The organism is Xanthomonas sp. NCPPB 4037, from assembly GCF_041475695.2.
GTDB classification, from domain to species: domain Bacteria; phylum Pseudomonadota; class Gammaproteobacteria; order Xanthomonadales; family Xanthomonadaceae; genus Xanthomonas; species Xanthomonas campestris.
Window position 1 is genome coordinate 389,790 of the sequence record NZ_CM191261.1, and the last position, 21,582, is coordinate 411,371.

At 66.8% G+C, this 21,582-nt stretch carries 23 protein-coding genes, 1 tRNA gene and 1 pseudogene; 14 read left to right on the plus strand and 11 right to left on the minus strand.

Annotation, left to right across the window (positions count from 1 at the left end):
- Nucleotides 1-5 precede the first annotated feature (5 nt).
- Nucleotides 6-1,193, plus strand: a complete 1,188-nt coding sequence (locus ACCQ01_RS01615; RefSeq protein WP_228433163.1) for a DUF1501 domain-containing protein — start codon at nucleotides 6-8, stop codon at nucleotides 1,191-1,193.
- Nucleotides 1,194-1,308: 115 nt separating this feature from the next.
- Here ACCQ01_RS01615 and ACCQ01_RS01620 read toward each other — a convergent pair.
- Both ACCQ01_RS01620 and ACCQ01_RS01625 read right to left on the minus strand, forming a co-directional pair.
- Nucleotides 1,309-2,063: pseudogene (locus ACCQ01_RS01620) on the minus strand (M90 family metallopeptidase).
- 8 nt (nucleotides 2,064-2,071) lie between these two features.
- On the minus strand, nucleotides 2,072-2,386 hold the full coding sequence (locus tag ACCQ01_RS01625; protein WP_040942016.1) for a hypothetical protein: 315 nt from the start codon (nucleotides 2,384-2,386) through the stop codon (nucleotides 2,072-2,074).
- Between the two features lie 89 nt (nucleotides 2,387-2,475).
- Between ACCQ01_RS01625 and birA the strand changes: the two genes are divergently transcribed.
- The 4 genes from birA (at nucleotide 2,476) to ACCQ01_RS01645 (ending at nucleotide 5,074) form a co-directional block, all read left to right on the plus strand.
- Nucleotides 2,476-3,441, plus strand: a complete 966-nt coding sequence (birA, locus tag ACCQ01_RS01630) for a bifunctional biotin--[acetyl-CoA-carboxylase] ligase/biotin operon repressor BirA (RefSeq protein ID WP_228433162.1) — start codon at nucleotides 2,476-2,478, stop codon at nucleotides 3,439-3,441.
- Nucleotides 3,438-4,166 carry a type III pantothenate kinase gene (locus tag ACCQ01_RS01635; protein ID WP_228433161.1) on the plus strand — a complete coding sequence of 243 codons (729 nt, stop codon included), beginning with the start codon at nucleotides 3,438-3,440 and terminating at the stop codon, nucleotides 4,164-4,166. The genes birA and ACCQ01_RS01635 overlap by 4 nt, the downstream gene beginning before the upstream one ends.
- Nucleotides 4,167-4,176: 10 nt before the next feature.
- Nucleotides 4,177-4,965 carry an SPOR domain-containing protein gene (locus ACCQ01_RS01640; RefSeq protein ID WP_228433160.1) on the plus strand — a complete coding sequence of 263 codons (789 nt, stop codon included), beginning with the start codon at nucleotides 4,177-4,179 and terminating at the stop codon, nucleotides 4,963-4,965.
- A gap of 33 nt (nucleotides 4,966-4,998) precedes the next feature.
- Nucleotides 4,999-5,074: transfer RNA gene (locus ACCQ01_RS01645), tRNA-Thr, on the plus strand.
- A gap of 186 nt (nucleotides 5,075-5,260) precedes the next feature.
- Here ACCQ01_RS01645 and tmk read toward each other — a convergent pair.
- The 5 genes from tmk to ACCQ01_RS01670 all read right to left on the minus strand — a co-directional run bounded on the left by tmk (nucleotide 5,261) and on the right by ACCQ01_RS01670 (nucleotide 8,735).
- Nucleotides 5,261-5,938 carry a dTMP kinase gene (gene tmk / locus ACCQ01_RS01650; protein ID WP_115541624.1) on the minus strand — a complete coding sequence of 226 codons (678 nt, stop codon included), beginning with the start codon at nucleotides 5,936-5,938 and terminating at the stop codon, nucleotides 5,261-5,263.
- A 334-nt stretch (nucleotides 5,939-6,272) separates the two neighbouring features.
- Nucleotides 6,273-6,815, minus strand: coding sequence for a GTP-binding protein (locus ACCQ01_RS01655; protein WP_042595653.1), 543 nt, complete (start codon nucleotides 6,813-6,815; stop codon nucleotides 6,273-6,275).
- Complete coding sequence (locus tag ACCQ01_RS01660; protein WP_228433159.1) at nucleotides 6,812-7,729, minus strand: hypothetical protein; 918 nt, start codon at nucleotides 7,727-7,729, stop codon at nucleotides 6,812-6,814. Before ACCQ01_RS01660 ends, ACCQ01_RS01655 begins: the two co-directional genes overlap by 4 nt.
- A 102-nt stretch (nucleotides 7,730-7,831) precedes the next feature.
- Nucleotides 7,832-8,191 (minus strand): roadblock/LC7 domain-containing protein, encoded by a 360-nt coding sequence (locus ACCQ01_RS01665; protein ID WP_011039002.1) that lies wholly within the window; start codon nucleotides 8,189-8,191, stop codon nucleotides 7,832-7,834.
- An 82-nt stretch (nucleotides 8,192-8,273) separates the two neighbouring features.
- A complete protein-coding gene (locus ACCQ01_RS01670) occupies nucleotides 8,274-8,735 on the minus strand; it encodes a roadblock/LC7 domain-containing protein (protein WP_228433158.1) in 462 nt (153 codons plus the stop codon).
- A gap of 313 nt (nucleotides 8,736-9,048) precedes the next feature.
- On the opposite strand from ACCQ01_RS01670, the gene rocF reads away from it, so the two are divergent.
- The 7 genes from rocF (at nucleotide 9,049) to ACCQ01_RS01705 (ending at nucleotide 15,181) form a co-directional block, all read left to right on the plus strand.
- Entirely contained in the window at nucleotides 9,049-9,972 is a 924-nt protein-coding gene (rocF, locus tag ACCQ01_RS01675; RefSeq protein ID WP_228433157.1) for an arginase, read from the plus strand.
- Nucleotides 9,973-10,082: 110 nt separating this feature from the next.
- Complete coding sequence (locus ACCQ01_RS01680; RefSeq protein ID WP_011038999.1) at nucleotides 10,083-10,235, plus strand: entericidin A/B family lipoprotein; 153 nt, start codon at nucleotides 10,083-10,085, stop codon at nucleotides 10,233-10,235.
- Nucleotides 10,236-10,311: 76 nt separating this feature from the next.
- The gene (locus ACCQ01_RS01685; RefSeq protein ID WP_011270059.1) at nucleotides 10,312-10,446 is read left to right on the plus strand and encodes an entericidin A/B family lipoprotein; all 135 of its coding nucleotides are present in this window, start codon (nucleotides 10,312-10,314) and stop codon (nucleotides 10,444-10,446) included.
- Nucleotides 10,447-10,677: 231 nt separating this feature from the next.
- Nucleotides 10,678-10,887 carry a CsbD family protein gene (locus ACCQ01_RS01690; RefSeq protein ID WP_011038998.1) on the plus strand — a complete coding sequence of 70 codons (210 nt, stop codon included), beginning with the start codon at nucleotides 10,678-10,680 and terminating at the stop codon, nucleotides 10,885-10,887.
- 159 nt (nucleotides 10,888-11,046) lie between these two features.
- On the plus strand, nucleotides 11,047-12,336 hold the full coding sequence (locus ACCQ01_RS01695; RefSeq protein WP_161960434.1) for a tryptophan--tRNA ligase: 1,290 nt from the start codon (nucleotides 11,047-11,049) through the stop codon (nucleotides 12,334-12,336).
- Nucleotides 12,337-12,419: 83 nt separating this feature from the next.
- Nucleotides 12,420-13,364 (plus strand): MBL fold metallo-hydrolase, encoded by a 945-nt coding sequence (locus ACCQ01_RS01700; protein ID WP_228433156.1) that lies wholly within the window; start codon nucleotides 12,420-12,422, stop codon nucleotides 13,362-13,364.
- Nucleotides 13,365-13,528: 164 nt separating this feature from the next.
- Nucleotides 13,529-15,181 carry a M28 family metallopeptidase gene (locus ACCQ01_RS01705; RefSeq protein WP_228433187.1) on the plus strand — a complete coding sequence of 551 codons (1,653 nt, stop codon included), beginning with the start codon at nucleotides 13,529-13,531 and terminating at the stop codon, nucleotides 15,179-15,181.
- 124 nt (nucleotides 15,182-15,305) lie between these two features.
- Here the strand turns inward: ACCQ01_RS01705 and ACCQ01_RS01710 are convergent, their stop codons facing one another.
- Nucleotides 15,306-15,689 (minus strand): Rap1a/Tai family immunity protein, encoded by a 384-nt coding sequence (locus ACCQ01_RS01710; protein ID WP_016944600.1) that lies wholly within the window; start codon nucleotides 15,687-15,689, stop codon nucleotides 15,306-15,308.
- 122 nt (nucleotides 15,690-15,811) lie between these two features.
- Between ACCQ01_RS01710 and yedA the strand changes: the two genes are divergently transcribed.
- Together yedA and rarD are read left to right on the plus strand one after the other, a co-directional pair.
- Nucleotides 15,812-16,714, plus strand: coding sequence for a drug/metabolite exporter YedA (gene yedA, locus ACCQ01_RS01715; RefSeq protein WP_228433155.1), 903 nt, complete (start codon nucleotides 15,812-15,814; stop codon nucleotides 16,712-16,714).
- Nucleotides 16,711-17,619 carry an EamA family transporter RarD gene (gene rarD / locus ACCQ01_RS01720; protein WP_012439498.1) on the plus strand — a complete coding sequence of 303 codons (909 nt, stop codon included), beginning with the start codon at nucleotides 16,711-16,713 and terminating at the stop codon, nucleotides 17,617-17,619. Before yedA ends, rarD begins: the two co-directional genes overlap by 4 nt.
- A 154-nt stretch (nucleotides 17,620-17,773) precedes the next feature.
- On the opposite strand, the gene ACCQ01_RS01725 is transcribed toward rarD, so the two are convergent.
- From ACCQ01_RS01725 to ACCQ01_RS01735, 3 genes are all read right to left on the minus strand, one after another.
- Nucleotides 17,774-18,895 (minus strand): alpha/beta hydrolase family protein, encoded by a 1,122-nt coding sequence (locus ACCQ01_RS01725; RefSeq protein WP_011038989.1) that lies wholly within the window; start codon nucleotides 18,893-18,895, stop codon nucleotides 17,774-17,776.
- A gap of 182 nt (nucleotides 18,896-19,077) precedes the next feature.
- Nucleotides 19,078-20,397: an ABC transporter permease gene (locus tag ACCQ01_RS01730; RefSeq protein WP_228433154.1), complete on the minus strand. Its 1,320-nt coding sequence runs from the start codon at nucleotides 20,395-20,397 to the stop codon at nucleotides 19,078-19,080.
- A gap of 13 nt (nucleotides 20,398-20,410) precedes the next feature.
- Nucleotides 20,411-21,571, minus strand: a complete 1,161-nt coding sequence (locus tag ACCQ01_RS01735) for an ABC transporter permease (RefSeq protein WP_228433153.1) — start codon at nucleotides 21,569-21,571, stop codon at nucleotides 20,411-20,413.
- Nucleotides 21,572-21,582: the final 11 nt, after the last annotated feature.

The following is a 21,582-nucleotide window of genomic DNA, read 5'->3' on the forward strand; positions in this document are numbered from 1 at the left end:
CACCGATGCAACGACGTCAATTTTTGCTAGCCTCCGCTGCCGCCGCGAGTCTGCCGTGGAGCGGCCGCCTGTTTGCTGCCCCACGCGACAGCGCACGCATGCTGGTGGTGTTCCTGCGCGGCGGCTACGACAGCAACAATCTGTTGGTGCCGCATGGCAGCGATTTCTATTACCAGGCGCGTCCGACGCTGGCGATCGCCCGGCCAGACACAAGCAATCCGCGCAGCGCGCTGGCACTTGATGCCCAGTGGGGTCTCAACCCGGTAGTGGGTGAGTCATTGCTGCCACTGTGGCAACGCAAGCAACTAGCGTTCGTGCCGTTCGCCGGTACCGATGATCTGTCGCGTAGCCATTTCGAAACCCAGGACGATATCGAATCGGGCCAGGTGGCCACGCAGCGCCGCGATTACCGCTCCGGCTTCATGGCGCGATTGTCGGGTGTGCTCAGCGGGGTGCCGGCGATCGCCTTTACCGACTCTTTGCCGCTGACGTTCCAGGGCGCAGGCGATCTGCCGAATGTCTCGCTCAAGGGCATTGGCAAGCGCGGCCTCGATGACCGCCAGGCGCAGATCCTGGCGCAGATGTATGGCGCCACGCCGTTGGCCGCGGCCGCGCGCGATGGCCTGGCGTTGCGGCAGCAGGTGACCACCCAACTGCGCGAGGAAATGGAACAGGCCGGCCGCGGTGCGGCCAGCGCACGCACCTTTGCCGACGAGACCCGGCGCATGGCGACCCTGATGCGCGACCGCTACCGCCTGGGATTTGTGGATGTCGGTGGATGGGACACGCATGCCAACCAGGGCAGCGTCGAAGGTGGGCTGGCCAATAACCTGCGTAACCTCGGGCAGGGCCTGGCCGCCTATGCGGACGCGCTGGGGCCGGCATGGCAGGACACCGTGGTGGTGGTGATTTCCGAGTTCGGACGCACCTTCCGCGAAAACGGCAGCAAGGGCACCGATCATGGTCACGGCACTGCGTACTGGGTGCTGGGCGGCGCTGTGCATGGCGGGCGCATCGCCGGCGAGCAGGTCGCGGTGGCGCAGGCGCAACTGCTGCAGAACCGCGATTACCCGGTACTCAACAATTACCGCGACCTGTTTGGTGGCCTGTTGGGCCGGCTGTGGGGGCTGTCGCCATCGCAGTTGGAGCGGGTATTCCCCGGCGCCAGGCCGCGCGATCTTGGGCTGGTCTAAGGCAGTAAACCAATGCAGTCACGATGATGCAGAACCTGCGGCACGGCGTATCAGGCGCGTGCGTTGCCGGCACTGCGGCAGTGATCGCAAGCGATGCCGTGGCCGTCGTGTTACTTCAGTCTGGCGGCGTGTGCGCGAACGGCGAGGCGCCGTAGAAACGGGCTAAGTGTGCGGCCACGCGCGGCATCTCGCGTGCGATCACCTGCGGTGCGGAGAAGTGATACTCACTGAGCACGGCGAAGAATTCTTCGGGCGCTTCGGCGGCATACGGGTCGATGTCGGTCTGTGTGCCGGCGTCAACCTGGCGGCAGAACGCGGTATAGGCCTGCTGGAAATCGCGTGCCCAGTCGCGGTACTGCGCTGCCGGCAGCGGCGGCGTGCCGTCGAGCGCGCCATCCAGTGCATCGAGCTTGTGCGCCATCTCGTGCACCACCACGTTGAAACCGGCGGTGGGGTCGGCCAGATCGGCCTGCACATCGGCCCAACTGACGATCAGCGGGCCATGCTCCCAGGCCTCGCCGATCAGGGTGTCGTCCCAGGCATGCATGACACCGGCCGCATCCATGTGGGTGCGCTGCACGCGGAAGGCATCCGGATACACGATCAATGCGACCAGCCGCGCCAGCCGGCGGCGCCGATGTTCAACAGCGTCAGGCAACAGGTGGCCGCCAGCAGCACGGCATCGTGCGGGGTCAGGGTCAGCCCATGCACCGGCGAAATGGTCTTTTGCTGCAGGAATTGCGTGGTCAGTGCACGCAGGCGGTGTTGCCGCGGCGGATCGAGCGCGGCAACCCAGGCGCAGTCGGTACAGACCGCCTGCCACAGTGCATCGTCAAGGGCAGCAGGTGGCCGGCGTAGCCAGCGCAACACCCACTGGATCAGCGGAACATGCCCGGCAGGAAGCTGTGCCAGCGCGGCATCATGCGCATGCGCGGGAACAGCGCATCGCCTTCGCCACCGCCGCCATTGGAGGCGGGTGCAGGCTTGTGGGCTGGTGCGCGCGACGCGGCGGGTGCCTCGCCATTTGGCGTTCTGCCGCGTGCTGCCGAGTTGCTGCTGACGCAGCTCTCATGATCGCCGTCGGCCAGCTGGTCCGTTGCCAGAGCGGCGAGCGGAGCCAACAACAAGAGCAGGCAGAGCGTGAGTCGGCGCATCGTCCACATCCAGGGCAAGCGGCGTAAGTCCCCGATCATAACGTGGTTTTCACTCCATCACGCAAGCCGCGCTGGGCGCCTGGGGGAGCTTGGCGCATAATTTCACGGATCGATTTGGGGACCTTGCCGTGGACGACCGCGCGTTGCTGGCCAAACTTGCGACTGGCCGGCTCTCCGGCGACACGCTGGCGCGCGAGGCCGGGCTGACCCGCGCCGCGGTGTGGAAGCGCATTCAGAATCTGCGCGCGGCCGGGGTTGCGATCGACGGCCAGGCCGGCGAGGGCTACCAGCTTGCGGCGCCGCTGGACCTGCTCGACGCCCAGCGCGTCCGCGCCGCCCTGCAAGCCGATGCCGCCGCCGGGCTGGCGGCGCTGGAGGTGGCCTGGACGCTGGAATCCACCAACACCACGCTGCTGGCGCGCCCGGCGCCGGAACACGGCGTGTCTGTGTTGCTGGCCGAGCGGCAGACCGGCGGGCGCGGTCGCCGGGGCCGGCAATGGGCCTCGCCGTTGGGCGCGCACCTGTACCTGTCGGCATCGCGTCGCTTCAGCGGTGGGCTCGGTCAGCTGGCCGGCTTGAGCCTGGCGGTCGGAGTGGCAGTGGCCGAGGCCTTGCGCGGGTGTGGGTTCGATGAAGTCGGGCTGAAGTGGCCCAACGACCTGCTGGCCCGCGGGCGCAAGCTCGGCGGCCTGTTGATCGAAGGTGGCGGTGAGATGGCCGGCAATGCGCGCGCGGTGATCGGGCTGGGGTTGAATGTGCACATGCCGCCGGCTGCGGCTGCCAGCATCGACCAGCCCTGGGTGGACCTGGATACCCTGGCCGGCCGGCCGGTGTCGCGCGACCAGATGGTGGCGGCCGTGCTGTCCGGGCTGATCCCGGCGCTGGCGTTGTTCGAGGCGCAGGGGCTGGCCCCGTTCCTGACCCGCTATGCCGCGCTGGACCTGCTGAGCGGGCGCGCGGTGCAGGTGGAGGAGGCCGGCAGCCTGCACCGCGGCACCGCGCTTGGCCTGGCGGCCGATGGCGCGCTGCGTGTGCAGATCGGCAGCGATGTGCGCCTGTTCCACTCCGGAGAAGTGAGCGTGAGACCTGCATGAGTGAGTGGCTGTTCGACCTGGGTAATTCGCGTTTCAAATACGCGCCGCTGGACGGCCATCGCGCCGGCGATGTGCAGGCCTGGGCGCACGGTGCCGAGGCGATGGATAGCGCCGCGTTGTCGGCGCTGCCGTCGGGCAAGGTTGCGCACGTGGCCAGCGTGGCCGCAGCGGGTCTGACCGAGCGCGTGCTGGCCAGCCTGCGCACGCGCTTCGAGCAGGTGCGGGTGGTGCGCACCGCCGCTGCCTGTGCCGGCGTGCGGATTGCCTATGCCGACCCGAGCCGGTTCGGGGTGGACCGCTTCCTGGCCCTGCTGGGCGCGCGCGGTAATGCGCCGGTGCTGGTGGCCGGGGTCGGCACCGCGCTGACCATCGACGTGCTGGGCGCAGACGGCCAGCATCACGGCGGGCGGATCGCTGCCTCGCCGACCACCATGCGCGAGGCGCTGCATGCGCGTGCTGTGCAGTTGCCGCCTACCGGGGGTGCCTATGCCGAACTGGCCAACGACACCGACGATGCGCTGACCTCCGGCTGCGATGGCGCGGCGGTGGCCTTGATCGAACGCAGCCTGCAACACGCCGCGCGCACCCTTGGCATGCCGGTGCGCTTGCTGGTGCACGGCGGTGGCGCGCCGCCGTTGCTGCCGTTGCTGCCCACGGCCGAGTTCCGCGCCGCTTTGGTGCTGGACGGCCTGGCGACCTGGGCGACGCATTCGGCCGCGCCGTAGAATCGGCCGCATGTACGTACGCGCACTCATCGTTGTCCTGATCATCCTCAACGCCGGCGTGGCGCTGTGGTGGGCACTGCAACCGGTCGCTGCCCCGCCGGCGGCGCCGTCGCAACCGGCAGGTGTGGCGCGGCTGGAACTGCTGCCCACGCCGCCCACTGCTGCCGCACCCACCGTTGCCACGGTGGCGCCAGCAGCAGCGCCCGTGCCGCCCCCGGCGGCCCCTGCGGCGCAGCCGGCTGTCGCAGCGGTGGAGAACACACCACCGCCCAAGCCGGCGGCAACCGCCGCTGTCACCCCAGCGGTGCCGGCCGCAAGCCCGCCGCCCGCCGTTGCCGCACCCGCCCCCGAGCGCTGTGCCAGCTTGGGGCCGTACCCGGCGCGTGCCGAGGCCGATGCGGCCTTGCCCGCACTGCGCGGGCAGGCCAGCCGTGCCAGCGTGCGCGAGGACAAGGATGCGGGAGTGAGTACCTTTCGGGTGATGCTGCCGAATGTCGGCGACCGCGCCGCGGCGCAGGCGCTGGTCAAGCGCATAGCTGCGGCCGGAATCGGCGACTACTACGTCATCGCCCAGGGGGAGGACAACAGCATCGCGCTGGGGCAGTACCAGAGCCGTGAGCGTGCAGAGCGGCGCCAGGCCAGCCTGGTCAGCGCCGGCTTTCCCGCGCAACTGGTGCCCAGTGGCACCGGCCAGTCGCGCTGGTGGATCGACGTGCGCAGCAGTGCGTCGGTGTCCAGCCTGCAGCGCAGTGCGGGCGCGAGCCGGCAACGATCGCTAGACTGCACCGCGCTGCGCTAGAATGCGCACCCTGCGCGATGCGCGCACGCCTTTGCCGGCATAGCTCAGTTGGTAGAGCAACCGCCTTGTAAGCGGTAGGTCCCCAGTTCGAATCCGGGTGTCGGCACCATCCCCGTTCTTCAGTCACCACAGTGCGCACCGTCTGGCGCGCGCTGATCTGTTGTGCGTGGATGTCTGGTTCCATGACGCGCAGCGGGCGACGCATGGTTTGGTCACGGCGCAGGTGACGTGTCGACAACCGCTAGAGCGTTTGTCGGTGAGGCCAGCCAGCGCGTTGGCCGGCGGCGACCTCGGCTCAGGCCGGGCGGCCGGCCGAGAGCAATCCCAGTACGTCCTGCTCGGTGCCTGCGCCATGGCCGGACACGCGTTCGGCCAGTGCGGCCACCACCAGCGCATGCGCCTGGCGCAGCACGCTGTCCGCATCGGTGCTGGCGTCGATGACGTGCTTGCCCGGCAGCTGCAGTGCCGCAAAGATCGCGCGGCAGCGTTCCAGGTTGTCCTGGGTTTCGAAATGATTGGGGGCATCGCCGCGTGCGCGGATGCGCGCCAGACCGGTGGGCGGCGGCAGGTCGAGCAGCAGCAGCAGGTCCGGGCGCGGCGCGAAATCGTTGGCGGCCAGCAGCGCATCCAGTGGCAGGCCGGCGGCGCCCTGGTAGGCAACCATGGACGGGAAATAACGGTCCAGGATCACGATCTCTCCGCGCGCCAGCGCCGGGGCGATCAAGGCTTCCACATGCTCGCGGCGGTCGCGGAGCAGCAGGTCGACCTCGTCCTGGGCACTTAGCCGCCCGGTGGCGGCCGACTGCCGCAGCTGTGTGCCCCAGGGGCCGTTGGTTGGCTCCTTGCTCAGCACGACGCGCGCGCCGGCCTGCTCCAACAGCGTGGCCAAGCTCCTGGCGAGGGTGGTCTTGCCGGCTCCGTCGATCCCTTCGATCGCGATCAACAAGCCGCCTGGCGTGAGTTCGATAGTCATCACGCTACTTTAGCCGATCCCCCTGAATCCGCCGATTGCTACGTGCAGTCGCGCGCTGGTCAGTGCACCGACAACCGCATGCAGCATTCGCCGCCGTATGTGTCAGGAATGTCCCGATGCCGCCGCTCGTGCCCGGTTGTCATACTGAACAAGTCAGGCACGGTGCTCAACCGTGTAGCGTTTGAGCGACGCTTTACTGACTTCAAGGATGAAGGACGCGTCGCCGCCACCCTAGAGGCGGCATCCCCCGCGTGACGCCCTCTGCAGGCACCGTCGTGACCGGATTCCTTGACTCACTTTGTGTGCGCGTTGATTGCGCACGGCCACCTTCCGCTCAGACCGGCGCGGAGGTGTAGCGATAGGACAGCAGCGTTTTCACCAGGAAGGTGATCTGGGTGGCCGAGCGCGCATCCACGCGCATGACCGGGATGCGGAAGCCTTCGGCCACCAGTGCTTCGCGGAACGGCGGCAGCAGGAATTCCTGCACCTCGTCGGTCATGGTGACGCCAACGGCGAGGCTGGCCTCTGGCGCAATCCGCGAAAATTCGCGCAGCAGCTCCAGCGTGGTGTCGCGCATCTGCGTATCGCGTGCGCTGGTCAGCACGATCACGCCCAGGGCGCCGTCGCACACCAGCGGCCACATGAAATCCAGGTATTTCTGGCCGGGTACGCCGTAGACGTGCAGCAGCTCGCCGTCTTCGAGCTCGATCGAGCTGTAGTCCAGCGCCACCGTGGTGTAGGTCTTGTCGCCATAGGCATCCTGGCTCAGCGGCATTTCGGTGCTGACCGGCTCCACGTCGGAGATCGCACGCACCGCGGTGGTCTTGCCCGCACCCATGCCGCCCACGAACACCAATTTGTTGGCCGGAAGACTCATGACTGCGCCTGGGAGAGGGTGAGACCGAACCGACGCGCAACCCAGGAAAAGAACCGGGAATTGCTGCTGTTCTGACGACGCGGCGTGGACGGCACGGCAATCTCCGCAGTCTGGGCAAGGCCGCTGGCCAGCGCGGCGGCGAACAGGCATTCCACCGTTTGCAGCGGCAGCTTGCAAGCATTGGCCAGCGCCTGCGGGCGCCACGGCCGGGCATGCAGGTGCGCGATGGCCAGCAACTGTGACGGCGTGCTGGTATCGGCGCTGAGTTCCGGCCATTGGCGTAGTTGCAGCGCGTGGCCCGGTTCCACCGCCGGCAGTGCCGGGCGCAGGTGTTCGGGCAAGGCGAAATACAGCGCTTCCATTGAGATGCGTTGGGTGGCGGCGGTGCCGATATCGCCCATTGCGCGTTGCCAATCGGGGCGATCCAGCGCAGCCACCAAGGCGGCCAGCGGCAGTGTGGCGGGCAACTCCAGCCAACCATTGCCCGGGTCCACACGCACGCGCAGCTGCGCCTGTTGCAGCACCACCGCATCGGTACCGAATTCCCCGCGGCAATGCCGCAGCAACAGCGCCGGCTCGGCGGCCGGGGCGTGCTGTGGCGAGGACAGCAGCAGGCGTAATTGTTCGTTGAGTTCGCGCACAGTGGCACCGTGCCTGAGCCATGCGCCCGCCACGGGCGTGCGCGACACCACCAACACCCGCACCGGCTGGCCTTGCAAGGCCTGCCACGCGGCCAGGCCATCGGCACTTTCCAGACCCAGCACCACCACATCGGCGGCGTGCTCGGGCCACTCGCCCAGCTGCACGTCGATGCGTTCGGCGAGCAGCAGCGAGCAGGCCAGTTTCAGGCGCGTGGTGTGCAGCAGGTCCAGGCCGGCCGTGGCGACCCGCATGGTGTGGATGGGTGTGGTCATGATCTGGCGCCTGGCGGCGCATCGAGGCAGCAACGCCTGCCGGCGGGCGCCGGCAGGCCAATAGCAACGGCGCAGTGGCGCCGTTCTTTAACGATCAGCCGATCAACCGAAGTCGAGGGTCTTCTCGAACGCCTTCAGTTCGTGACGTGCCATGGCCAGGTTGGCCTTGGCGCGGTCCAGCACTACGTACAGAAACAGCGCGCCGTTGCTTTCCAGCGGACGCAACAGGTGGTACTGCTTGCTCAGGGTGATCAGGATGTCTTCGATGGTGTCGTTCAAGCCCAGCTGTTCGGCGATGCGGCGCTTGGCGCGCACTACTTCAGTGTTGCCGGCCGCAGCCAGTTCCAGGTTGAGCTCGGTGCCGCCGGTCATGCCCAGCGCCATGCCGCTGTCGCTGTCGACCAGCGCGGCGCCAACGAAACCGGCCAGCGAATGCAGTTGTTCCAGATTGAGTTTTGACACGAGTCGTCCTTACCAGCGTTGAGAAATGAGTGGGCGGATGCCGTGCGCACACGCAAGCACGAACAGTGCCAAGCGAGCAGTGCTACGCGGTGGCCGGCGGTGGCGTTGCCAGCGCCGTGGCCAGCCGGCCCGCGCAATCACGTGCGTTGAACAGCAGCGCGGCGGCATTGAGATCGCTGGCGCCCACGGCGGTCAGCGTCAATGGTCTGTCGGCACGGATGCGGATCAGCACCAGCTGCCCGCCACGGGTGCTGATGGTGGCGTAATCGGCTTCGCTCAGGCCCGATTCGCGCGCCAGCGTCTCGCCCAGCGTCAAAAACGAATTGGCCATGGCGGCAAGCCGGCGGCCATCGGCGTCGAGGCTGGATTGCTCGGTGATCGCGCGCCCGTCGGCGGTGGACAACATCAGCAGCCGGATCCCCGGTTCGCGCTCGATGGTCTGCGCAAATTCGCGCCCGATGCGCTGCAGGTCGTACTGATGCGACGCCCGCGCGACTTCGCCCACGGCAGCCTTGACGACCTGGTTGACGGCGTTGTGCGGCATTAAAATTTTCCCCCTGTTGCGAACGGCCTGCGCGAATAAGTGACACCGGTCCTGCGCTGGCGGGCGAACGATACCATCGGCATATGAGGGCAAAGTCATACCGGCCTCAGCTTCTTAACTGTGCGGTCAGACAAGTACAGTCCGCAAAGCTGCGCGTGCCACAAACTGCCCCGCAACGTCACTTATGACGGTGCTCACGGCAGTCATGACGACTACGCACCACGATGCAAGCGGTGTGCCGTGCTGCGCTGCCGCGCGTAGTTGCGCGATGCGACGACTAGACTGCGCGACTTTCCCGATGCTGGAGCAATGCATGGCAACGCAGTACGTGCCGGTTTCCCTGATTGGCGTGCCCACCGACATCGGTGCCGGCCACCGTGGTGCCCGGATGGGGCCGGAGGCATTGCGCATCGCCGGGCTGCAGGAGGCCTTGATCGGGCGCGGCGTCGAGGTGCGTGACCTGGGCAATCTGGATGGCCCGCGCAATCCCTGGCAGGCACCGCAGGCCGGGTACCGGCATCTGGACGAGGTGGTGGCCTGGAACCAGGCGCTGATGGACGCCAGCTACGCGGAGCTGTGCGCAGGCCGCATGCCCGTCATGCTGGGCGGCGACCATTGCCTGGGCATCGGTTCGATCACCGCGGTGGCCAAGTACTGCCGCGAGCAGCATCGCCCGCTGCGGGTGCTGTGGCTGGATGCGCATTCGGACTTCAATACCAGCGAGGTAACCCCGTCCGGCAACGTGCACGGCATGCCCGTGGCCTGCCTGTGCGGCCTTGGCCCGCAGGCGCTAACCCACCTGGGCGGCAGCGCGCCGGCCGTGTTGCCCGAGCAGATCCGGCAGATCGGCATCCGCTCGGTGGACCCGGACGAGAAGCGCCTGATCAAGCAGCACCGCATCGACGTCTACGACATGCGCTACATCGACGAAGCCGGCATGAAGCGCACCATGGAAGCGGCCCTGCAAGGCATGAGCGCCGATACCCACCTGCATGTGAGCTTCGATGTGGATTTTCTGGACCCCGGCATTGCGCCGGGCGTAGGCACCACCGTGCCGGGTGGGCCGAACTATCGCGAGGCCCAGCTGGTGATGGAGATGATCGCCGACACCGGGCGAATGGGGTCGCTGGATATCGTGGAGCTCAATCCGGTACTGGACAACCGCAACGCCACCGCCGAGCTGGCGGTGGATCTGGTGGAAAGCCTGTTCGGCAAGTCGACGCTGATGCGAGATTGATCGGTGCCTGAACGTCTGGCCCGGCGTTCACATCAAATCCACGGTCGCGCAGTCAGATTTGGCGCCAAGCGGGGTGCATCGGCACCGGACGCGGAACCGAGGAAGACCAAATGAAGCGACTGCTGACACTGATGGTGCTGGGCCTATTCTCGGCCGGCATGATGACTGGCTGTAACACCATGGCTGGTGCCGGAAAGGACATGCAGGGTGCGGGTGACAAGGTCGAGAAGACCGCCGACAAATGCAGCGACGGTAAGTGCTGATCGGTTTTGTTTGATCTGTTTGGTTGGTCTTGATTGATCTGCGGCGACCGCCGCGTGCCTATGAAGGAGTGAGTTTATGAAGCGTGCAATTGCATTGTTGGTGCTGTCGATGTTGTCGGTTGGAATGCTGGCGGGTTGCAACACCGTCGCAGGTGCCGGCAAGGACGTGCAGGGCGCTGGCGAGAAGGTGGAAGACGCCGCGCGCAAGTGATCCACTTGCTGCATCGGTGAACAAAAACGGGCCGAAAGGCCCGTTTTTTTTGTGGATGACGCAATGGCGCGCGGCGCCACGTGCGGGTGCAGGCACCTCCGTCGCACCCGCTGCGATGGCAACCGTTCATCGCGGTGAGTGCGCGCTCGACATCTTTTGACCTGTGCCGAACGCGGCCAGAATCAAGCTGGCGCCACGGTCAATCGCGGCCGCAAGCAGCGGAGAATCGCAATGAACACTGACATCATTTCCGGCAAGTGGACCCAGCTCAAGGGCCAGATGCAGGCCAAGTGGGGCGACCTCACCGACGACGATTTCAAGGTGGCCGAAGGCAATGCGGAATACCTGCAAGGCAAGCTCCAGGAGCGCTATGGCTGGGACCGTGATCGCGCCCAGACCGAGGTGCGCGCCTTCGAGAAGTCGCTGCGCGACGACCGCTAAGGCACGCCGCGCCCGCTCGCCCATCGGCTGAGCAGCGTGTGCAAGGGACGGGCCGCACTGCGGCCCGTCTTTCGTTGTACGCGGCACCGGCGCCAGGCGCTGACGGATGCCCTGGCGCGGAACCGTTAAACTTGCAGGCTGATTCCCTGGCCTATGCAGATGACCACTCGCGTTCTTACCGGCATCACTCCCTCCGGCACACCGCACCTGGGCAACTACGTCGGTGCGATCCGCCCGGCCATCCAGGCCAGCACGGCTACCGATGCCGAGAGCTTCTACTTCCTGGCCGACCTGCACAGCCTGATCAAGGCGCAGGACCCGGCGCGGACGCAGCGCTCCACGCTGGAAATCGCGGCCAGCTGGCTGGCCTGTGGCCTGGATCCGGACAAGGTGTGGTTCTACCGCCAGTCCGATGTGCCGGAGACCACCGAGTTGATGTGGCTACTGACCTGCGTGGCCGGCAAGGGCATCCTCAACCGCGCGCATGCCTACAAGGCGGCGATGGACAAGAACCGCGCCGAGGGCGAGGACGAAGACGCCGGAGTCACCGCCGGATTGTTCATGTATCCGGTGCTGATGGCCGCCGACATCCTGATCTTCAATGCGCACAAGGTGCCGGTGGGGCGCGACCAGATCCAGCACATCGAGATGGCGCGCGATTTCGCGCAGCGCTTCAACCATGTGTATGGGCAGGACTATTTCACCCTGCCCGATGCGGTGATCGATGAGCAGGTGGCCACCTTGCCAGGCCTGGATGGCCGCAAGATGAGCAAGAGCTACAACAACACCATTCCGTTGTTCGCCCCGCGCGAGGAATTGCGCAAATTGGTGTTCTCGATCCTGACCGACTCGCGTGCGCCGGGCGAGGCCAAGGACACGCAGGGCTCGGCGCTGTTCCAGCTGTACCAGGCCTTCGCCACGCCGCAGGAAACCGCTGCGTTTGCGCAGGCGTTCGCCGATGGCATCAGCTGGGCCGATGCCAAGCAGCAGCTGTTCGAGCGCATCGATCTGGAGATCGCACCGCTGCGCGCACGCTATGAGGCATTGATGGCCGAGCCGGCCAAGATCGAGGCGACGCTGCGTGCCGGCGGTGCGCGCCTGCGGGCCCGTTATGCCACGCCGTTGCTGGCGCAACTGCGCGATGCGGTGGGCTTGCGCGATCTGTCCAGCCAGGCCAGCGCAGTGGCTCCGGCGACGACGGCAAAGGCTGCATTACCGGTGTTCAAGCAATACCGCGAGAGCGATGGCCAGTTCTATTTCAAGTTGCACGATGCGGCCGGCACCTTGCTGTTGCAGAGCGATGGCTTTGCATCGCCGCGCGAGGCGGGCCAGCTGATTGCGCGCTTGAAACAGGCCGAAGACACCACCCAGCTGCAATTGCCGGGTGTGCAGCTGCCCGCCGATGCAGCGCCGGTGCTTGCCGCATTGCGCGCGCTGCGCGAGGCGTGATTGCCGCCGCTTGACGTGGTCCACAGCGGCCCGCTGCGCACGCGTCTACACTTGAGGCTGCGCATGGCAATCGTGTGGTGGGCATGACAGAACCCGTCGAGCATGGCATCCAGACCATCGACACCGGCTTTGGCGGCGCGAACTTCGATGCCGCCTACCTGATCGTCGACGAGCAACGCGGCGCATTTGTCGATTGCGGCACCAGTCTGTCGGTGCCGCACATGTTGGCGGCGTTGACTCATGCCGGGCTGACGCCGGCGCAGGTGGAGTGGTTGATCCTGACCCACGTGCACCTGGATCACGCTGGCGGCGCCGGGGCCTTGCTGCAGCACCTGCCCAACGCGCGCGTGCTGGTGCATCCGCGCGGTGCGCCGCATCTGATCGATCCGGCGCGTCTGATTGCCGGCGCCACCGCCGTCTATGGCGCCGAAGCGATGGCGCGCAGCTATGGCGAGATCCTGCCAGTGCCGGCCGAGCGCGTGGTGCAGGCACCGGACGGGCACACGCTGCTGCTGGGCACACGCGCGCTGCAATGCATCGACACGCCCGGGCATGCGCGGCATCACCTGTGCCTGTGGGATGCGCGCAGCCGCAGCTGGTTCACCGGCGACACCTTCGGGTTGTCGTATCGCCAGCTCGATAGCGCGCAGGGCGCCTTCATCCTGCCGACCTCATCGCCGGTGCAGTTCGAGCCAGAGGCCATGCTGCAGTCCATCGAACGGCTGATGGCAATGGCGCCAGAGGCGATGTATCTCACCCACTATGGTCGCGTGACCCATCCGCAGCGATTGGCGCAGGCGCTGGTGCAGCAGATCCATGCGATGACCGAGATCGCGCAAGGCTGTGCCGACCGTGCCGACCGCCACCGCTGTCTGGTGGCCGCATTGACCGCGCTCTACCTGGAGCGCGCACGCCAGCATGGCTGCCCGTTGGACTATGCCGCGGTGGAGCACTTGCTGGCCACCGATATCGAACTCAATGCGCAGGGATTGGCCTGCTGGCTGGACCGGCCGGTGCGCGCGGGCTGAGGCAGCGTGTGGCGTGTGGTTGCGCTGCAAGTGGCGGCAACCGCGTGCGAATCACTGCGTGGCACGCTTGTCCGTATCACGCAGCAACACAGCGCTACGGTTTTGCGCGCGCGCTTTGTAAACTGTCGGTCATCTTTGAGTTGCAAGGCCACGCCGTGAATCCGATGCGCATCCTGCTGTTGTCCGCCTGCCTGTTTGTGGGGGGCGTGGCGCAGGCCGCCAACGATCTGCCCGGCGGCGGGATCGATGCCGAAGCGCTGTCGCGGCATGTGCGCCTGCTGGCGTCCGACGATTTCGAAGGGCGTGCACCGGCGAGCGCCGGCGAGCAGCGCACCGTTGATTATTTGGTCGAGCAATTCAAGGCTGCAGGGGTGCAGCCCGGTGGCGAGCAGGGCGGTTGGACCCAGGCGGTGCCGCTGGTGCGCGCGCAGGTGGACGGGCCGATCCGCGCCACGTTGCATGTGGGCGGCAAGGACCAATCTCTGGTCAACGGTACTGATGTGACCTTGCAGAGCCTGCGGCCGATCGACACGGTGGCATTGAAGAATGCACCGCTGGTGTTCGTGGGCTACGGCATCAGCGCGCCGGAACGGCAGTGGGACGACTACAAGGGCGTGGACCTGCGCGGCAAGATCGCGGTGGTGCTGATCAACGATGCCGACTTCGCTACGCCGCAGCCGGGCGCATTCGACGGCAAGGCGGTGACCTACTACGGCCGCTGGACCTACAAGTACGAAGAAGCCGCGCGCCGCGGCGCGGCCGGTGTATTGATCGTGCACGAGACCGCGCCGGCCGCGTATGGCTGGGCCACGGTGCAGAGCTCTGGCCTGTCGCCGCTGTTCGATATCGAACGCAGTGATGCCGACGCCCGCGCGCAGCACGTGCCGGTGCGTGGCTGGATGCAGCGTGCATTAGCGGAATCGTTGTTCCAGCGCGCCGGCCTGGATTTCGAGCAAGCCAAGCAGCGTGCGCAGCAGCGCGACTTCGCACCGATCGCGCTGGGCGATGCGCGCCTGTCGGTGGACTTCAAGCTCAAGCGCGAGCGGGTGGTGACCCACAACGTGGTGGGCAAGCTCACCGGTAGCCAGCATCCGGATGAGACGGTGATCTTCTCCGCGCACTGGGATGCGTTTGGGGTTGGCAAGGCCGATGCAAGCGGCGACACGATCCGGCGCGGTGCGGTGGACAACGCCACAGGCGTGGCCAGCGTGCTGGAACTGGCGCGCGTGTTCGCCGCCGGCCCCAGACCGCAGCGCACGCTGTACTTCATTGCCTTGACTGCCGAAGAGAAGGGCCTGCTGGGTGCCAACTACTACGCGGCACATCCGCTGGCGCCGTTGGACAAGACCGTGGCGGTGCTCAACATGGAGATGTTCAGCCCGGATGGCCCGACCCGCGACATCGCCTCGTGGGGCCGTGGACGGGTGTCGCTGGAGGGCGATCTGGAACAGGCGGCCAAGGCGCGTGGGCGCACGTATTCGCCGGACCCGAATCTGGAAGCGGGCTTCTTCTACCGCGCCGATCATTTCGCGTTTGCTCGCATGGGTGTGCCGGCGATCACCGCAGGCCCGGGCCTGGACATGCTCGACGGTGGCGTGGCTGCCGGCAAGGCGCTGCGCGATACCTACTTTGCGCAGTGCTATCACCAGCCCTGCGATCGCTGGACCCCGCAGTGGGATGCCAGCGGCCATGCGGCCGACACCACGCTGGTTTACGACGTGGGTGTGGCGCTGGCCAACAACCGCCAATGGCCGAGCTGGCAGGACGGGTCGGAGTTCAAGGCGATCCGCAGCAAGAGCGATGCGGCGCGCAAGTAAGCGCGGCGCGGTGCAGGTGCCCGGTGCGTTGGTCAGGCCCGGGCGTCGCTGAGTGCAGATGCACCTTCAGCTGTATCGCGCACGCCGCCGAAGGATTGCGGCAGTGCCCCAATCAATCTGACCCTCAGCGACACGGATAGCGTTTGGCCAGCGCCTGCAGGATCAAGCCGGGAGCGGGCTCTTCCAGACGCTTCAACGGCAGTGCCGCAAGATCGGCAATGATGGCCTGCAAGTCTGGCGGGCCGGCCTTGCCTGCGGGCATGCACCACTTGGTGCGATAGCCGGTGCTGGCGACGCCGAGCACGTACGCGCCGGCGCGGCTGGCCGAAACCATGACCTTGAGTTCGGGCTGCCCGGGTGCGTCGATTTCCGGTGCCAGCGAACCGTCCAGTCCGGCATCGATCAGCGCCTGCCCGGTGAGTTCCCACGGCTCGGGCGTGCGCGCCGCTGCAGTGGTGGAGAGCAGGCTCAGGGCGGCCAGAGCCAGCAAGGGGATGCGACGCTGCATAAGCATTCCATCGTGATGAGAGTCGGTAGGCACCATAACGTGCGCGGCAGGCGAGCGCATGCGGCACGAGGGCGTGTGCAGGTGCTCTAGAATTGAAGCTTCCGCTGCACTTGGCATGTCCGATGTCTTCCTCTCACAACGCTGCCGCGCCTGCGCCTGCGCGCAACGGGTTGGTCGTTCTCGCGCTGCTGCTGGTCTACGTGGTGTGGGGCTCGACGTACCTGGTGATCCGCTTCGCCCTGGCCGGCGGTGCGCAACCGCTGACGATGGTGTCCGGCGCGCGCTTCATCGTTGCCGGCACGCTGTTGTATGCGGTGCTGCGCTGGCGTGGCGTGGCCGCACCGACGCCTGCGCAATGGACGCATGTGGCCTTCATGGGCGCGGCGCTGTTGCTGTTGGGCAACGGCATGGTGGTGCTGGCCGAGCGCAGTGTGTCGTCGGGCCTGGCGGCGACCGCAGTGGCATCGGTGCCGTTGTGGATGGCCTTGTTCGGCGCGTTGCGCGGCCAGCACGCCAGCCGCGGCGAATGGCTGGGCATCGTGATCGGATTTCTTGGGGTGGTCTGGCTCAATGCCGGCAGCAGTCTGACCGCCACGCCGGGCGGGCTGGTGTTGTTGCTGATCGCGCCGATCGGATGGGCGTTCGGCTCGGTGTGGTCGCGTGGGCGTGATCTGCCGACTCCGTTCATGACCGCCGCCGGGCAGATGCTGTGCGGCGGCGTGTTGCTGCTGAGCACCGGCCTGTTGCTGGGCGAACGCCCGCACGCCTGGCCCACCACGCAGGGCCTGCTGGCGGTGGCCTACCTGTGCGTGTTCGGCTCGATCGTGGCCTTCACCGCCTACGTGTGGCTGTTGCATCACGTGCGCCCGGCACTGGCTGGCAGCTATGCGTACGTCAACCCGGTGATTGCGGTGAGCCTGGGCGCCTGGCTTGGCCACGAACGTTTCAGTGCGCACGATATCGGCGCGATGGCGGTGATCCTGTGCGGCGTGCTGGTGGTGACGCTTGCCAAGGCGCGCCGATGAGCGCGGTGTCGCCGGTCGAAGCGCGCCGCGGGTTGTTGATCACCGCGTCCACCTTCGTGTTGTGGGGCGTGATTCCGCTGTACTGGCATGTGCTCAAGGCGGTGCCGTCGCTGCAGATCATTGGCCATCGCATCGTCTGGAGTGCGCTGCTGGTGGTGGCGTGGCTGGTGGCCACCTCCGGCTTGCGCTGGTGGCGCACGATCGCCGCGCAGCCGCGCGCGCTGGCGATGCTGGCCGGCAGCAGCGTGGCGATTGCCTTCAACTGGGGCCTGTATATCTGGGCGATCAACGCCGGGCATGTGATCGAAAGCAGCCTGGGCTACTTCATCAACCCGCTGCTGAGCGTGCTGCTGGGCGTGGTGGTGTTGAAGGAGCGCCTGCGGCGCCTGCAATGGGTGGCGGTGGCATGCGCGGCGCTGGGCGTGCTATGGCTGACGCTCGATGCGGGCGCGCCGCCATGGATCGCGTTGGGGCTGGCGAGTTCGTTCGGGTTGTATGGCTTGCTGCGCAAACTGGTGGCGGTGGATCCGGTGGCCGGCCTGGGCGTGGAAAGCGTGTATCTGTTCGTGCCGGCACTGCTGCTGGTGGGCTGGGGCGAATACGGCCACGGCGGCGGTTTTATCGGCAGCTGGAGCCTGGGCACCGATGCGATGCTGATCTTCGGCGGCGTGGTCACCGCCTTGCCCTTGATCGGGTTTGCCTACGGTGTGCGGCGCATTCCGCTGTCGCTGGTGGGCATCCTGCAATACATCGCGCCGAGTCTGCAGCTGCTGCTGGGCGTGTGGTTCTTCCATGAGCCGTTCGACCAGGGCCGTGCGATTGGATTTGCCGCGATCTGGCTGGGCTTGTTGTTGTTTGTCGGTGACAGCGTGTGGCGTGCGCGCAGGCCTGCGGCGTCGCGCTGAACGCGGAGCGTGTGGCATGCAGGTGTGAGAGTGCGCGCGGAATGTGGTCGTGTGCTTGATGCACCTGCGCGTGCGGGACTCGATATGCGATCTGTTTCGCTACGCGCGCTTGCGAGCGCCCGCGCAGTGATCTGAAGCTACTGCTTAGCTGCGATCAGCTACGCGGCGGCGTTGCGGCCGCCGCTGCTACAGCAAGCGTGGAGGCTGGAAGCGCCTGCGGGGCCGGGCAAGTGCCGCGGTCCTGTTGCGTTTGCGCCAGCCAGGCATCGATCGGCTGCGCCAGCAGGTCCAGGCGCAACGGCAGGCTCAGATGGTCTTCGTCGTGCAGCTCGAGGTAGTGCGCGCGCGGGCTGGCCAGGGCGAGGGCACGGCCATGCGCCACCGGAATGTGCTGATCGGCATCGCCATGCAACAGCAGCACGCAGCTGCGCGTGGCGGCCAATGCCTGGGTGACGTCGACATGGTCCAGATCCAGCTGTAATTGCGTGTCTGCCGCGGCAATCACCGCATCGATGTCCTGGCCGCCGTAGCGCCAGCGCGCATACGCCGCCACCGCCTGCCCACGCCAGCCGTTGGGCTGGCTGGCGAGCAGGTGCGGCACCATGTCGCGAATGCCGCGCCCGGCATTGGCGAAGGATTCCATGGCCACCACGCCGGCCACGCGGTCGCCGAGTTTGTCGGCGGTGAACAGCGCGGTGGCCGCGCCGTAGGAAATCCCGAACAGATACAGCGGGCCCTGGATCTCGCCGCGCGGCTGCAGTGCATTGATCACATCGATGACGTCGTCGGACTCGCGCGTGCCGTAGCCGGACGGGCCACCGCCGGAATGGCCGTGGTTGCGCAGGTCGATGGTGACCACGCGGTAGCCGGCCTGCGCCAACTCCAACGACCACGGCAGCAGCGAATCGCCATCCATCATCCAGCCGTGCAGCAGCACCACGGTGCCGCGCGGTGTGGCCGGCGCGGCCGCGGTGGGCGCGGTGAAGCTGAAATCCACGTCCAGCGCATGCGCCGGGTCATGCCGCTGGCCGCGGTAGCGGTAGCGCATGGCGTACTGGCCCGGGTCGATCGCGCGCCAGAAGATCGGCACCTGATCGCGGGTGACCACGTGCCCGCTGCGGCTGGGCACGCTGGCGATGGTGGCGGCAATGCGCTCTTCGTCCAGCAACGGCGAGGTGCCACCGGGCGCGACCAGGCGCTCGCTCAGCGAGGTGGAGGACGAGGAACAGCCGGCCAGCCAAAGGCAGGCGCAGGCCAGCAGGAGCAGGCGCGTCATGGCAATGCATCGAAGGGCGAAGCGGCCGAGCAGACTACGGCCTGCCCGCCGCGCGCATCTACCGCAGTGCGGTGACAAAACGATGACAGCCCGCCCGGCGTTCAGCCGCAGCCAGATGGTTTGCCCTGGCTGTTACGCATCCCCAATCCCCACTCCCCAATCCCGGCGGGCCACCGCCCGCCTCACACCTCGCGCAATGCCGTGGTGATCGGCAAGCGCGCCGCGCGCAATGCCGGGAACAGCCCGCCCACCAGCCCAATGCCCAGCGCCCATTTCAGCCCGCTCCACAGCAGCTCTGGCGACACCTTGAACTGGAACACCACCTGGCTGAAGTTGTTGCCCAGCGTGGAGACGGTGTAGCCGTTGAACACTGCCCAGGCGATCAGCCCGCCTAGCAGGCCGCCGAGCAAGGCGAGCAGCATGGTTTCCAGCATCAGCGCCATGATCACCGGCACCCCGCGGAAGCCGATCGCGCGCATGGTGGCGATCTCGCGCGCCCGCGTGGCCACGGCGGCATACATGGTGTTGAGCGCACCAAACACCGCGCCCACCGCCATGATCGCGCCGATCACCGTGCCCAGGATGCTGATCAACTTGTTCAAGCCGCCGCCCTGCTTGCCGTAGTACGCGCGGGTGGTGTCCACATCCAGCTTGAGCCGTGGATCGGCCGCCATGGCGGCCTTGAACTGTGCAAACCCCGGTTTGCCGGCGGTGCGCGCGGTGATCGACTGATACGCGCTGCGGTTGTAGGTGGTGGCCAGGGTCTGCGCGTCGGTCCACATCTCCGAGTCGTGCGCATCGCCGGACGCGAATACGCCCACCACCGTCCACTGCTGGCTGCCCAGGGTGAGCGTCTTGCCCAGTTCCAGCCCGCGGAACTGATTCAACGCGCCCTTGCCGACCACGATCTCGCGCAGGCCGGGCGTGAAGTGGCGGCCCTGCACCAGCTTGACCTTGGTGTGCACCGCCCAGGCCTGTTCGCCCACCCCGCGCAATTGCGCGTTGACGTCGGTGGCATCGGATTTGGAGGCGATGTTGACCACCTGCGCCAGTTCCGGCGACAGCAGCGGGCGCCCGTTGGCATCGGTCGCAATGCCGGGCAGGTTGCTGATCAACGGCACCAGATCACGGGTGATCACCGAGTTGGTTTCCGCTTGCGAGCCGCCGCGCAGCACAATGGCGGTGCTGTCGTCGCCGGTGTTGTTGAGCGTGGCCTGAAATCCCTGGCCCATCGCCAGCATCGCCACCAGCACCCCGACCACCCCGGCGATGCCGACCACGATCACCGAGCTGGAGCCCCAGCGTTGCGGCAACGTCGCAATGCCGATGCGTGCCGCCGCCAGCGACAGCCGGCCGCTGCGTGTGACCACCAACCACACTGCCAACAGCGCGGCGATCGGCAGCAACAACGTCCATGGCAAGGCGATCCACGCAGCCAGGCCGATTGCCAGCAGCACCACCGACAGCAGATTGACCAGACGGTTCTTCCATTTGCTTTGCATCTGCGTGCTCCTGTCAGCGGCCGGCGAGGGCATCGACGATCTTCAAGCGCTGCGCGCGTAACGCCGGCAGCACACCCACCACGATACCGATCCCGGCCATCAGGCACAGGCCGACCAACCAGGTCTGCAGCGGCACCGTCTGTGTCGGCATCAGGCCACCGCTACGCGCGGCCACCATCGGAATCACCAACGCCGACAACCCCATGCCGATCAACCCGCCCAGGCCGATCAGCAACACCGATTCGACCATCACCAACGTCAGCACGGTGCGGTCCTGGAATCCCAGTGTCTTGAGCGTGGCCAGTTCCGGAATGCGCTCGCGCACCGCCTGCACCATGGTGTTGCCGGTCAGCAGCAGCAAGGTGAAGAACACTGCGGCCATGATCGAGGTGACGATCAAACCGATGTCGGCGAACTGCTTGAGAAAGGCCTGCTGGAACGCCGATTCGGTCTGCGACTTGGTTTCATGATCGGAGTTGGCCGACAACGCATCGATCGCCAGCGCCACGCGCGAGGCCTGGTCGGCACTGCGCAAGGTCACCGTGTACCAGCTCACCTGGTTCTTGATGTAGTCGTTGGATTCGTCGAAATATTTCCAGTTCATCATCAACTGGCGTTCCTGGTTGGCTGCCACGGTGCGGTCCTTCATGCGGAAGATGCCAACCAGTTGCAGCGGCCAATCGTTGCTGCCGCTACGCGGGAAGATGGTGGCCTGCAGTGGAATGGTGTCGCCGATCTTCCAGCCGAATTGCTTGGCCAGCGACTCGCCGACCACCGCGCCGGTGCGCGTGGTCTGGAAGGCCTTGAGCTGGTCCTTGGGTAGCTGGTATTCGCTGTAGACATCGAAGAAGTTCGGCGCCACCGAAAAGTTCGGGAAGAAATTCTTCGGGTCCTGGTAGATGCCGCCGAACCACATCGCCGAGGTCACATCGCGCACGCCCGGCACGCTGCGAATCTGGTTTTCCAGGCGGATCGGCAGCGATTGGGTGATCGACAGCCGCGAGGCCACCACCAACCGGTCCACGCCGCTGACATTGCCACCGGAGGTAAACGCCACGCGCACCGAATCGAGCATGCCGAACAACAGGAACGCCGCCACCACCGACAGCAGTGTCAGCAAGGTGCGCGTCTTGCTGCGGAACAGTTGCGCCCACACCAGCGAGAGATACTTCATGGCAGCGCTCC

What these genes read in the sequence shown, in the direction of transcription:
- ACCQ01_RS01615 (WP_228433163.1), top strand. Translation starts at nt 6, where the DNA reads ATGCAACGACGTCAATTTTTGCTAGCCTCCGCTGCCGCCGCGAGTCTG.
- ACCQ01_RS01685 (WP_011270059.1), top strand. Translation starts at nt 10,312, where the DNA reads ATGAAGCGTGCAATTGCATTGTTGGTGCTGTCGATGTTGTCGGTTGGA.
- ACCQ01_RS01670 (WP_228433158.1), bottom strand. Translation starts at nt 8,735, where the DNA reads ATGCCGCACAACGCCGTCAACCAGGTCGTCAAGGCTGCCGTGGGCGAA.
- ACCQ01_RS01660 (WP_228433159.1), bottom strand. Translation starts at nt 7,729, where the DNA reads ATGACCACACCCATCCACACCATGCGGGTCGCCACGGCCGGCCTGGAC.
- ACCQ01_RS01700 (WP_228433156.1), top strand. Translation starts at nt 12,420, where the DNA reads ATGACAGAACCCGTCGAGCATGGCATCCAGACCATCGACACCGGCTTT.
- ACCQ01_RS01680 (WP_011038999.1), top strand. Translation starts at nt 10,083, where the DNA reads ATGAAGCGACTGCTGACACTGATGGTGCTGGGCCTATTCTCGGCCGGC.
- ACCQ01_RS01640 (WP_228433160.1), top strand. Translation starts at nt 4,177, where the DNA reads ATGTACGTACGCGCACTCATCGTTGTCCTGATCATCCTCAACGCCGGC.
- ACCQ01_RS01655 (WP_042595653.1), bottom strand. Translation starts at nt 6,815, where the DNA reads ATGAGTCTTCCGGCCAACAAATTGGTGTTCGTGGGCGGCATGGGTGCG.
- ACCQ01_RS01710 (WP_016944600.1), bottom strand. Translation starts at nt 15,689, where the DNA reads ATGCAGCGTCGCATCCCCTTGCTGGCTCTGGCCGCCCTGAGCCTGCTC.
- ACCQ01_RS01635 (WP_228433161.1), top strand. Translation starts at nt 3,438, where the DNA reads ATGAGTGAGTGGCTGTTCGACCTGGGTAATTCGCGTTTCAAATACGCG.
- rocF (WP_228433157.1), top strand. Translation starts at nt 9,049, where the DNA reads ATGGCAACGCAGTACGTGCCGGTTTCCCTGATTGGCGTGCCCACCGAC.
- ACCQ01_RS01690 (WP_011038998.1), top strand. Translation starts at nt 10,678, where the DNA reads ATGAACACTGACATCATTTCCGGCAAGTGGACCCAGCTCAAGGGCCAG.
- ACCQ01_RS01625 (WP_040942016.1), bottom strand. Translation starts at nt 2,386, where the DNA reads ATGATCGGGGACTTACGCCGCTTGCCCTGGATGTGGACGATGCGCCGA.
- ACCQ01_RS01695 (WP_161960434.1), top strand. Translation starts at nt 11,047, where the DNA reads ATGACCACTCGCGTTCTTACCGGCATCACTCCCTCCGGCACACCGCAC.
- rarD (WP_012439498.1), top strand. Translation starts at nt 16,711, where the DNA reads ATGAGCGCGGTGTCGCCGGTCGAAGCGCGCCGCGGGTTGTTGATCACC.
- ACCQ01_RS01730 (WP_228433154.1), bottom strand. Translation starts at nt 20,397, where the DNA reads ATGCAAAGCAAATGGAAGAACCGTCTGGTCAATCTGCTGTCGGTGGTG.
- ACCQ01_RS01725 (WP_011038989.1), bottom strand. Translation starts at nt 18,895, where the DNA reads ATGACGCGCCTGCTCCTGCTGGCCTGCGCCTGCCTTTGGCTGGCCGGC.
- yedA (WP_228433155.1), top strand. Translation starts at nt 15,812, where the DNA reads ATGTCTTCCTCTCACAACGCTGCCGCGCCTGCGCCTGCGCGCAACGGG.
- tmk (WP_115541624.1), bottom strand. Translation starts at nt 5,938, where the DNA reads ATGACTATCGAACTCACGCCAGGCGGCTTGTTGATCGCGATCGAAGGG.
- ACCQ01_RS01705 (WP_228433187.1), top strand. Translation starts at nt 13,529, where the DNA reads ATGCGCATCCTGCTGTTGTCCGCCTGCCTGTTTGTGGGGGGCGTGGCG.
- ACCQ01_RS01735 (WP_228433153.1), bottom strand. Translation starts at nt 21,571, where the DNA reads ATGAAGTATCTCTCGCTGGTGTGGGCGCAACTGTTCCGCAGCAAGACG.